Source organism: Actinomycetota bacterium, from assembly GCA_036280995.1.
Lineage (GTDB): Bacteria > Actinomycetota > CALGFH01 > CALGFH01 > CALGFH01 > CALGFH01.
On sequence record DASUPQ010000144.1, the window covers coordinates 1 to 10,973 of the forward strand.

Below are 10,973 nucleotides of genomic sequence, written 5' to 3' on the forward strand. Positions count from 1 at the left end.
GCCTCCCGGACCTCCGGATTCCACCAGTTGAGGTCGGGCTGCTGGGGCATGAACGAGTGCAGGTACCACTGGCCGGTGCGCTCGTCGAAGGTCCAGGCCTTCCCCGCCCGCGGGAACGAGCTCATCCAGTTGTTGGGCGGCGAGCCGTCCGGCCGGGAGTCGGCCCAGACGTACCAGTCGCGCTTGGGGTTGTCCCGGGACGAGCGCGACTCCAGGAACCAGGGGTGGCGGTCGGAGGTGTGGTTGGGCACCAGGTCGACCACCACCCGGATGCCGCGGGCGTGGGCCTCGGCGACCAGCCGGTCGAAGTCGCCGAGGGTGCCGAACACCGGGTCGACGTCGGTGTAGTCGGCGACGTCGTAGCCGAAGTCGGCCATGGGCGACGGGTAGAACGGCGACAGCCAGATGGCGTCGACCCCGAGCGAGTCCGGGGTGCCGTCGTTCAAATGGTCGAGCCTGGCCGTGATCCCGGCCAGGTCGCCCACCCCGTCACCGTTCGCGTCGGCGAAGCTGCGGGGGTAGATCTGGTAGATGACCCCGCGCCGCCACCAGTCGCCTGTTCCCACGCCAGCCGGTTCCCTGGTCTCTCAGTGCTCAGACCGCGCTGCGAACTCCTCGACCATGCGGCGGGCCTCGTCGTCGGTGTACTGCACCGGCGGCGACTTCATGAAGTAGGCGGCGGGGCCGAGCAGCGGCCCGCCGATGCCGCGGTCGAGGGCGAGCTTGGCGCAGCGGACGGCGTCGATGACCACGCCGGCCGAGTTGGGGGAGTCCCAGACCTCCAGCTTGAGCTCCAGGTTGATGGGCACGTCGCCGAAGGCGCGGCCCTCGACCCGGATGTAGCACCACTTGCGGTCGTCAAGCCAGGGCACGTAGTCGCTGGGCCCGACGTGGACGTTGCGCTTGCCCAGGTCGTGGTCGACCTGGGAGGTCACGGCCTGGGTCTTGGAGATCTTCTTGGACTCCAGCCGGCTGCGCTCCAGCATGTTCATGAAGTCCATGTTGCCGCCGAAGTTCAGCTGGTAGGTGCGGTCGATGTGGATGCCGCGGTCCTCCATCAGCCGGCTCAGCACCCGGTGGACGATGGTGGCCCCGACCTGCGACTTGATGTCGTCGCCGATGATCGGCACCCCGGCCTTGGTGAAGCGCTCGGCCCACTCGGGCCGCCCGGCGATGAACACCGGCAGGCAGTTGACGAAGGCCACGCCGGCCTTGAGGGCCTGGTCGGCGTAGAAGCGGGCGGCGTCCTCGGAGCCGACCGGCAGGTAGCAGACGAGCACGTCGGCGCCGGAGGCGGCCAGGGCGACGGCCACGTCGACCGGGGCCGAGTCGGCCTCCTGGATGGTCTCGGCGTAGTAGTGGCCGAGCCCGTCCAGGGTCGGCCCGCGCTGCACCTCGACCCCGAGAGGGGGCACGTCGGCGAACTGGATGGTGTTGTTCTCGCCGGAACGGATGGCCTCGGAGAGGTCGCGCCCGACCTTCTTGGCGTCGACGTCGAAGGCGGCCACGAACTCGATGTCGCGGACGTGGTAGCCACCGAGCTCGACGTGCATCAGACCGGGGACGTGGTCACCGGGCTCGGCCGCGGCGTAGAACTGCACGCCCTGCACCAGTGACGATGCGCAGTTGCCCACGCCGACGATCGCGACGCGTAGCTTTCCCATCGGTGTCTGGTCTCCTCCTGAGACGGCGCGGCCTACCCGGTCTGTGCGGGCAGGCGGGGGTCGCGCGGGGACTGGGGAAGCTGGGCCGGGGGCCCAGCGGGGTCCTGCTCGGCGGCGTCCTCGGTGGAGCGACGCTCGCGGGCGATCAGGCGGTCGAGCCAGGCGATCTCGCGCTCGCGCTCGTCCAGCCCGTGGTCCATCAGCTCGATGGTGTAGGCGTCCATGCGCTCGCGGGCTGTCCGCACCGAGGCGCGCAGGTCGGCCAGCCGCTCCTGGAGGTAGCCGCGCCGCCGCTCGAGCTGGTAGAGGCGGGCCTCCGGCCGCAGGTAGCGGAAGAAGGCCAGTCGCATGGAGAACCGGTCCTGCTCCAGCTCGTGGCCGTCGGCCGACTCCAGGAGCTGGTGGAACAGCCGGTTGCCCTGGTCGGTCAACCGGTACACGTGCTTCTTGCGCGAGGTGAACGGCGCGACCTCGACGTCGAGGGCCCCGTCGGCGGCCAGCCGCTTGAGGCAGGGATACAGGGAGCCGTAGCTGACTCGCCAGAAGGCCCCGAGCTTGACCGAGAGCTGCTTCTTCAGCTCGTAGCCAGACATCGGTGCCTCCTTGAGCAGCCCCAGCACGGCCAGCTCGAGCACGAAGCACGTCCCCTCTTGCTTGTGGTTCACTACTGCGGGTCGAACCCAATATATCGGTTCGATGTATCGACACGATAGGTACGCCAACGCGAGTATGTCAACTCGCGTGGTAGGGCCGTCATCCCACCCCGTCGGACCTGCAATGGCCGGGTACACTGGCGCCGAGATGCGGCTAGTCGACTACACCCTGGCCAAGCGGGCGAAGCTCACCGAGCTCCGCGGCGGCCGCCTGTCGCGCGACGACGTCTGCGACGCCCACCCCGAGCTGCTGCGGGCCGCCCGCAACGTCGGCGAGCAGGTCCAGGCGCCCTGCCCGGTCTGCGCCTCCGAGCCGCTGGTCCACGTCACCTACGTGTTCGGTGACGCCCTGCGCCAGGCCAACGGCCGTGTCTGGCCCCGCACCGGCCTCGCCGACCTGCACCGCTCCATGGACGAGGTGGCCTGCTACGTGGTCGAGGTCTGCACCGCCTGCTACTGGAACCATCTCGCCCAGCGGTACCTGCTGGGCCGCCGCCACGTCGGCTGAATCGGCTTCCGGCCAACGGTTGGAGTAATCTTCTCGCGCTATGGCAGCACCCCCGATCACCCCCACACGGGCCGCCAGGCACCAGCAGGCCAAGCCGCAGGGCAGGGAGCGCAAGCAGGCACCCCCCAACCGCTCCCGCTTCCGCCGGATCCTGCGCTGGACGCTGTGGCTGGCCGTGCCGGCCGTGGCCGTGGCCGCCGGCACCGTCGTCGGGCTGATCTACGCCTTCGCCCGGGTGCCCTTGCCCGAGGAGGTGCCGACCGCCCAGACGATCGTGTTCCTCGACGAGTCCGGCAAGAAGGAGATCGGCACCCTCTCGGCCCAGGAGAACCGCCGGGTCGTCCTCCTGGCGAAGATCCCCGAGCACACCCGCCGGGCGGTGCTGGCCGCCGAGGACCGCGACTTCTACGAGCACGGGGCCATCTCCTGGCGCGGGCTGGCCAGGGCGAGCGCGGCCAACCTGCTGCGCCGGCGCATCTCCGAGGGCGGCTCCACCATCACCCAGCAGTACGTGAAGAACGCCTTCCCCGGCGTGGGCCGCGACCGGACCCTGTTCCGCAAGCTCAAGGAGGCCGTGCTCGCGGTCAAGCTGGAGCGCAAGTTCTCCAAGGACAAGATCCTCGAGTTCTATCTGAACACGGTCTACTTCGGCCGGGGCGCCTACGGCATCGACGCCGCCGCCCGCACCTACTTCGAGAAGAAGGTCGGGGGCCTCGACGCGGCCCAGTCGGCCCTGCTCGCGGGGGTGATCCGCAGCCCCGAGTTCTACGGCAAGAAGGAGCACCAGGCCTCGGCCAAGGCGCGGCGCGACTACATCCTCCAGGCGATGGTCGACCGCGGCTGGCTGACGGCCAAGGACGGGCGGGCCGCCATCGCCACCAAGCCCGGGATCTCCTGGAAGGCCACGCGCGGCGGGATCGTCAACTCCGACGCCCCGTTCTTCCTGGAGAAGGTCCGCCAGTACCTGGTCGCCCGCTACGGCGCCGAGGCCGTCAACCTGGGCGGGCTGCGGGTCCGGACCACCCTCGACACGGAGATGCAGGACCTGGCCGAAGCCACGGTCACGAGGATCCTGGACGACCCGAAGACCAACCCCAAGGCGGCGCTGGTCTCGATCGACCCCCGGAACGGGGCGGTGCGGGCCATGTACGGCGGCCGCAACTTCAAGGGCCGCCAGTTCAACTACGCCACCAACTCGATCCGCCAGGCCGGCTCGACCATGAAGCCGTTCGTGCTCGCCCAGGCGCTGGCCGACGGCATCTCGGTCAATGAGGTGTTCCCCGGCCCGGCGGAGCTGATCGTCGATGGCGAGAAGTTCGAGAACTACGGCGACACCAACTACGGCCAGCTGACCCTGCGGGACGCCACCAGGCTGTCCGTCAACACCATCTACGTGCAGCTCATGCAGATGGTGCAGTCCGACCGGGTGGCCAAGCTGGCCAAGGCGCACGGCCTGACGGCCGAGCTCGGCGGCCCGGGCGAGCCCGGCCGGGACCCGCGACCGCTGGAGGACGCGCCCGTGCTCAAGCCGGTCCTCGCCCTGTCCCTCGGCTCCGGGGACGTGACCACCCTCCAGCTCGCCTCGGCCTTCGGCACCTGGGCCAACCGCGGCATCCACCATGCCCCGCACCTGGTCGAGAAGGTGGTCGACTTCAGGGGCCGGGTGCTGGAGGAGCACGGCAGGCAGCAGGGCGCCCAGGTGCTCAGCCGCGTGCACGCCGACATCATGAACATGGTCCTGAAGGGCGCGGTCGAGAACGGCACCGGCAGCGCGGCCCGGCTGCCCGGCCGCGAGGTGGCCGGCAAGACGGGCACGACCAGCAACTACGCCGACGCCCGGTTCGTCGGCTACACCACCGACCTGGTCACCTCGGTCTGGGTCGGCTACGACGACCAGAAGCACAAGCTGGTCGACGTCCCCGGGTACCCCGGGGGCGTGTCCGGCGGGTCGCTGCCGGCCCAGATCTGGCATGACTACATGGACCTGGCCACGAGCGACCGGCCCAGCCTCCCGTTCGAGCCCCCGGCCGAGATCGGCGGCCGCGTGCTGAACACCACCACCACGGCCCCGCCGACCACGGTGCCGCCGCCACCGACCCAGCCCGGCCAGCCCGGCCCCCAGCCGACCTTGCCGCAGCCCACCCGGCCGGGCCCCGTCCCGTCGCTGCCGGTCACCCCGACGTCGCAGCCCGGGCAGGTGCCCGAGTCGACCTTCCGAGCCTAGGCGGGCCAGGGGGCATGCGGGCCGCGACCGCGGCGGGCGGGATCCGGCACGGCCCGACCTGGGCCCGCACCGGGACCCCTGAACAGGCGGCGGACGGCATCCGGCGTGGCCCGGCATGGGCCCGGGCCAGGGGACGGGAGGACGCCCGAGGCGGCACCGTCGACCTGCTGGTGGTCGGGCTGTGGCTGCTCACGCGGGCGGTCCTCCTGGCCATCTCCCTCAACCCGCGCCTGTACTCGGCCGCCCTGTTCGGCGACGTCCGCTTCTACGGGGCCAAGGTGGAGCGCATGTTCCAGGGAGAGCTGCCCTACCGTGACGTCGCCACCGAGTACCCGCCGGGCAGCGTGCCCTTCACCATCCTGCCCGCCCTGGTGGTCGGCACCGGGGCCGGCTACCGGCTTGCCTTCGCCTGCGAGATGCTGCTGGTCGACGCCGTCGGGCTGTGGGCGGCGACCCGCCTGGGCCGGGTCGTGGACGCCGGCCGGCGCCGCATCCCCCTGGCCTACGTGCTGGCCATGGTGGCCGTTGGGCCGCTGCTGCTGCTCCGCTTCGACCTGGTGCCGGCCGTCTGCGTGCTGCTGGCGGCGGCCATGGCCGCCGAGGGCCGGTTCGGCTGGGCGGCGGCCGCCCTCGGCTACGGCACCGCGGCCAAGATCTTCCCCGGGGTGCTGGCCCCGTTGCTGGTCCTGGGGATGGTGCCGGCGCTCGGGTGGCGGCGCTCGCTGGTGCGGACGGTGCCGCCGTTCCTGGCCGGGTTCGGCCTCACCGTGCTGCCCGCGCTCGCCCTGTCGTTCCGGGGCACCGCCGACTCGGTCCTCTACCACGTGCAGCGCGGGGTCCAGATCGAGAGCCTGTGGGCCAACCTGATCGACCTCGCCCACCTGTTCGGCCTGCCCGCCACCACCGTCTACAGCTTCGGCGCCTACGACCTCGACTCCAGCGTCTCCGGGGTCGCCAAGGCGCTGTCGGGGGCGGCCACCGTGGCCGCCCTGGGCGCCGCGGCCTGGCTGGTCTGGCGGCGCGCCCTGGCCAGGGGCGGGCTCGGCCCGGCCGACTGGGCCGGCGTCTTCACCCTCGGGACCTTCGCCTTCGTCCTGCCCACCAGGGTGCTGTCGCCCCAGTACCTGGTCTGGCTGTGCGCCCCGATGGTCGGGCTGGCCCTGGTCCTCGCCGGCCGGCGGGCGCTCTGGTCGCTGGTCGCGGCCGCCCTGGTCAGCCAGGTCATCTTCCCGTTCCGCTACACCCAGCTGCGCCGCCTCTACCCCCTGGACATCGGGCTGCTGACCCTGCGCAACCTGCTGCTGGTGGTGGCCTGCGCCCTGGTCGTGCAGGCCTTCCTCCGCACGTCGGCTGGCCGTGGGGGGGCTGTGGATACCGCCGGGTGACTGTCGGGACCGGATGGGAGACTTGGCCCATGGCTGGGACCTTCGAGACCCCGACCGGAGCCGGCGGCTGGCGACGCGGGCGGCGCGCCTGCTACCCTCGGCCGGCTTCACACTCCTGCTCCCGCTACGGGGGCCGCTCAGTCCAGAGGAGGTGACATGCGTCACTACGAAGTCATGCTGATCCTCGACCCCAGCCTGGAGGACAAGGACGCCAAGGCGGCGGTGGATCGGTTCCTGGCCACCGTCACCAGTCGTGGCGGCACGGTCGGCAACATCGACCACTGGGGCAAGCGCCGGTTCGCCTACGAGATCCGGCACCTCGAAGAGGGCTACTACACGGTCGTCGACCTCGAGGCGGAGCCCGAGACGGTCGACGAGCTGTCGCGGGTGCTCTTCCTGGCCGACAATGTGATCCGGCACAAGGTCATCCGGCCCCAGGCCGCCTGACCGGCGTCTCCTTCCCCGCTGGCCTCGACCTCGACCTGAGCGGTCTTCGGCCGGGGCCGTTGTACTGGTTCGTGCCCGGCCGAGCGCCGGCGCGGGATGCGAGAGGTGGTACAGCACAAGTGGCAAACGACAACCAAGTGATGCTCGTCGGCAACCTGACCGACGACCCCGAGCTCCGCTTCACCCCCAACGGGGCGGCCGTGGCCAACTTCCGGCTGGCCGTGACCCCCCGCGTCCGCGAGGGCGACTCCTGGAAGGACGGGGAGACCTCGTTCTTCCGGATCAACGTCTGGCGCCAGCAGGCCGAGAACGTGGCCGAGACCCTGCAGAAGGGCGCCCGGTGCATCGTGGTCGGCCGGCTCCGGACCCGCTCCTGGGAGACCCCCGAGGGCGAGAAGCGCTCCGTCACCGAGGTCGAGGCCGACGAGATCGGCCCCAGCCTCAAGTTCGCCACCGCCAAGGTCGAGCGCTCCAGCCGGGGCGGCTCGGGCGGCGGCGGCGGCGACTGGGCGGGCAGCGCGGCCGGGGCGAGCAAGGGTGGCCAGTTCAACGACGAGCCGCCGTTCTAGGAGCGGCGACAACCCCGAAAGGCAGCACCTGCATGCCCAAGAGCACCTTCCAGCGCAAGCCCAAGCGCAAGTTCTGCCAGTTCTGCGCCGAGAAGCAGGACTACATCGACTACAAGGACGTCAACCTGCTGCGCAAGTTCATGAGCGACCGGGGCAAGATCCGCGCCCGCCGGGTCACCGGCAACTGCGCCCAGCACCAGCGCGACGTCGCCGCCGCCGTCAAGAACGCCCGGGAGATGGCCCTGCTCCCGTACTCGGTCCGGTAGCAAGGAGCCGTGACATGAAGGTCATCCTGAACCAGGAGGTTCGCGGGGTCGGGGCGCCCGGCGACATCGTCGACGTCTCGGCCGGGTACGGCCGCAACTACCTGCTGCCCCGCAACCTGGCCCGCCTGGCCACCCCGGGCGCGATCCGCCAGGCCGAGGGGATCCGCGCCCGGCGGATCGAGCGCGAGATCGCCGACCTCGAGCAGGCCCGCTCCATCGCCGGTCACCTCGAGGCGCTCAAGGTGACGATCCCGGCCAAGGCCGGCAAGGAGGGGCGCCTGTTCGGGTCGATCACGACCCCGCAGGTCGCCGAGGCGGTCGAGCGCACCGGCGGCACCGCCATCGACCGCCGCCGCATCCACCTGGACGCCCCCATCAAGTCCCTCGGTACCCACCGCCTCACCATCCGGCTCCACCCCGAGGTCGAGGCGACCGTGAACGTGGAGGTCGTGCCCGGCTAGGAGGGGGAGCAGCGAGCAAGGAGAACGGCAATGGCCATCCGCCCCGTCCCCGAGGGCGGCTCGCGGGCCAGCGCTTCCCCAGCCTACGAGCGCGTCCCACCCCACAACGTCGAGGCCGAGGAGTCGGTCCTCGGCTCGATGCTGCTCTCCAAGGACGCCATCGCCGAGGTCCTCGAGCTGCTGCGCGAGGACGACTTCTACCGCCCGGCCCACCGCACGGTGTTCCGCTCCATCCTGGAGCTGTACGGCCACGGCGACGCCGTCGACGCCATCACCGTCCAGGAGGAGCTGCGCCGCAACGGCGCCCTGGCCGACATCGGCGGCGCCCCGTTCCTCCACACCCTGGTGGCCAGCGTCCCCACCGCCGCCAACGCCACCTACTACGCCCGCATCGTCAAGGAGGCCGGCGTCCTCCGCCGCCTCATCGACGTCGGCACCCAGATCGTCCAGCTGGGCTTCGAGACCCCTCAGGACACCGAGCGCGCCGTCGACATCGCCGAGTCCCTCGTCTACCAGGTCGCCCAGGGCCGGGTCACCGAGGACTACCACTCCCTCCGCGACGTCCTCACCGGCACCCTCGAAGCCATCGAGCGCCTCCACGAAGACCACCGCGAGATCACCGGCGTCCCCACCGGCTTCCCCGACCTCGACCGCCTCACCTCCGGCCTCCAGCCCGCCAACCTGGTGATCGTCGCGGCAAGACCGGCTGTGGGGAAGTGCGTGGCGCAGGACACGCTGGTCACCGAGGCCACCACCGGGGCCCGCATGACCATCGGCGAGTTCGTCCGCCGCGGCAGAGCCGGCGAGGACCTCCGCCTGCACACTCTGGGTGGCGACTGGCGGCTCCATACCGTGCGGCCGAGTGCGTTCCTCGACAACGGGGTCAAGCCGGTGCTACGGCTCACCACCCGGTCCGGACGGACGATCCGCGCGACCGGCAACCACCCGTTCCGCACCCTGGAGGGCTGGGTCCCGCTCGCCGAGCTCCATCGCGGGGCGCGGATCGCGGTCCCGCGCCGGCTGGAGTGCGCCCCGACGGCGTCGGAGCTGCCGGACGAGCTCGTCGCCCTCACGGCCTACCTGATCGGCGACGGATCACTGACCGGGGGCACGCCGCGGCTCACGGCCTGCGATCCGGCCGTCCGTGCAGACGCGTCGGCCTGGGCCGGGCGCGCTGGGGTGCACGCCGTCGAGGTGGCGTTCCGTCGCCGCCGGCTCGACGACTGGGCCGACGAGGCATGCCACCAGCGTCCCGGCGGGGACTTCCATCGCCACAGCACCGCCCTGAGCTTCGCCACGGTCCGTGGCCGGCCGAACCCGCTGACCCAGCACCTGGCCGCCATGGGCCTCATGGGGGTCGGCAGCGCCGGCAAGCACATCCCGGCGGCGTACTTCCGGCTGCCGGACCGTCAGGTCCGCCTGTTCCTGTCGCGGCTGTACGCCACCGACGGCTGGGCCGGCATCGCCCGCTACCGGCGGCGCAGCCCTTCGCGGCGGGCGTCGGTCAAGGCGGAGATCGGCTACTGCAGCATCAGCCAGGAGCTGGCCCGTGGCGTCCAGCACCTGCTGCTCCGGCTGGGGCTGTGCGCGTTCCTCCGGCGCAGGAAGGTGACCTACCAGGGCGAGGTCCGCTGGGCCTGGCACGTCGTGATGCGCCACGCCCACCAGGTCGAGCGCTTCTGCCGCGAGATCGGCATCTTCTCCAAGGAGCGCCAGGTCCAGGCCGTACTCGACGCCATCGGTGTCCGGGCCGGGATCGCCAACACCGACACCGTCCCACGGGCGGCCTGGAGGCTCGTCCTGGAGGAGAAGGGCGTACTCCCGTGGGCCGAGGTCAGCGCGCGCTGCGGCCTCCCCCGGAACCACGACTGGCATGTCGGCAAGGAGGACATCGGCCGCGAGCGGCTCCTGCGGCTCGCCAAGGCGCTCGACTCCGAGCGCCTCCGGCAGCTCGCCGACTCCGAGGTGCTGTGGGACGAGGTGCTGCGGGTCGAGCCGGACGGCGTGGACCAGGTCTACGACCTGACGATCGACGGCAGCCACAACTTCGTCGCCAACGACATCGTCGTCCACAACTCCACCATGGGCCTGGACATCGCCCGGCATGCGGCGGTGCGGGCGGGAGTGCCGACGGTGGTGTTCTCGCTGGAGATGAGCAAGACGGAGCTGGTGCAGCGGCTGATGTGCGCCGAGTGCACGGTGGACATGCAGCGGCTGCGGACGGGGCGGATGGAGGAGTCGGACTGGACCCGGCTGACCAGGTCGCTGGGGAAGCTGGCGGACGCGCCGCTGTTCATCGACGACTCGCCGGGGACGACCATGATGGAGATCCGGGCCAAGTGCCGGCGGCTCAAGCAGCGGCACGGCCTGGGACTGGTGGTGGTCGACTACCTGCAGCTGATGCAGCCGAGCAGGCGGTTCGAGAACCGCCAGCAGGAGGTCAGCGAGATCTCCCGCTCGCTGAAGCTCCTGGCCAAGGAGCTGGGCGTTCCCGTGATCGCCATCTCCCAGCTGTCGCGGCAGCCCGAGGCACGCTCCGACCGCCGGCCGATGCTGTCCGACCTGCGCGAGTCGGGCGCCCTGGAGCAGGACTCGGACGTGGTCCTGTTCATCTACCGGGACGAGCTCTACGACCCCGAGTCCGCCCGCAAGGGGGAGGCCGACTTCATCCTGGCCAAGCACCGCAACGGCCCCACCGACACCGTGACGGTCACGTTCCAGGGGCAGTACTCGCGGTTCGCCCCCATGGCGGCCCGGAGCCTCTAGGCCGACAGGTGTCGCGCGGGATGCCGAGGA

11 protein-coding genes are annotated in these 10,973 nt (G+C 71.3%); 8 read left to right on the forward strand and 3 right to left on the reverse strand.

Going from position 1 to position 10,973, the window contains the following annotated elements; translation table 11 throughout:
- The 3 genes from VF468_04520 to VF468_04530 form a co-directional block, all read right to left on the reverse strand.
- Positions 1-566: alpha-amylase family glycosyl hydrolase (locus tag VF468_04520; GenBank protein HEX5877579.1), on the reverse strand; the 566-nt coding region annotated here is incomplete at its 3' end.
- A 21-nt stretch (positions 567-587) separates the two neighbouring features.
- Positions 588-1,664, reverse strand: a complete 1,077-nt coding sequence (locus VF468_04525; protein ID HEX5877580.1) for an inositol-3-phosphate synthase — start codon at positions 1,662-1,664, stop codon at positions 588-590.
- A 32-nt stretch (positions 1,665-1,696) separates the two neighbouring features.
- Positions 1,697-2,329: a PadR family transcriptional regulator gene (locus tag VF468_04530; GenBank protein HEX5877581.1), complete on the reverse strand. Its 633-nt coding sequence runs from the start codon at positions 2,327-2,329 to the stop codon at positions 1,697-1,699.
- A 136-nt stretch (positions 2,330-2,465) separates the two neighbouring features.
- On the opposite strand from VF468_04530, the gene VF468_04535 reads away from it, so the two are divergent.
- The 8 genes from VF468_04535 to dnaB all read left to right on the forward strand — a co-directional run bounded on the left by VF468_04535 (position 2,466) and on the right by dnaB (position 10,943).
- On the forward strand, positions 2,466-2,825 hold the full coding sequence (locus VF468_04535; protein HEX5877582.1) for a DUF5318 family protein: 360 nt from the start codon (positions 2,466-2,468) through the stop codon (positions 2,823-2,825).
- 40 nt (positions 2,826-2,865) lie between these two features.
- Positions 2,866-5,049: a transglycosylase domain-containing protein gene (locus VF468_04540; GenBank protein ID HEX5877583.1), complete on the forward strand. Its 2,184-nt coding sequence runs from the start codon at positions 2,866-2,868 to the stop codon at positions 5,047-5,049.
- A 14-nt stretch (positions 5,050-5,063) separates the two neighbouring features.
- Positions 5,064-6,434 (forward strand): hypothetical protein, encoded by a 1,371-nt coding sequence (locus tag VF468_04545; GenBank protein ID HEX5877584.1) that lies wholly within the window; start codon positions 5,064-5,066, stop codon positions 6,432-6,434.
- Between the two features lie 156 nt (positions 6,435-6,590).
- Positions 6,591-6,881 (forward strand): 30S ribosomal protein S6, encoded by a 291-nt coding sequence (rpsF, locus tag VF468_04550; GenBank protein ID HEX5877585.1) that lies wholly within the window; start codon positions 6,591-6,593, stop codon positions 6,879-6,881.
- 119 nt (positions 6,882-7,000) lie between these two features.
- On the forward strand, positions 7,001-7,450 hold the full coding sequence (gene ssb / locus VF468_04555) for a single-stranded DNA-binding protein (GenBank protein ID HEX5877586.1): 450 nt from the start codon (positions 7,001-7,003) through the stop codon (positions 7,448-7,450).
- Positions 7,451-7,482: 32 nt separating this feature from the next.
- A complete protein-coding gene (gene rpsR / locus VF468_04560; protein ID HEX5877587.1) occupies positions 7,483-7,716 on the forward strand; it encodes a 30S ribosomal protein S18 in 234 nt (77 codons plus the stop codon).
- 14 nt (positions 7,717-7,730) lie between these two features.
- On the forward strand, positions 7,731-8,177 hold the full coding sequence (gene rplI, locus VF468_04565) for a 50S ribosomal protein L9 (protein HEX5877588.1): 447 nt from the start codon (positions 7,731-7,733) through the stop codon (positions 8,175-8,177).
- Positions 8,178-8,207: 30 nt separating this feature from the next.
- Complete coding sequence (gene dnaB, locus VF468_04570) at positions 8,208-10,943, forward strand: replicative DNA helicase (protein HEX5877589.1); 2,736 nt, start codon at positions 8,208-8,210, stop codon at positions 10,941-10,943.
- Positions 10,944-10,973: the final 30 nt, after the last annotated feature.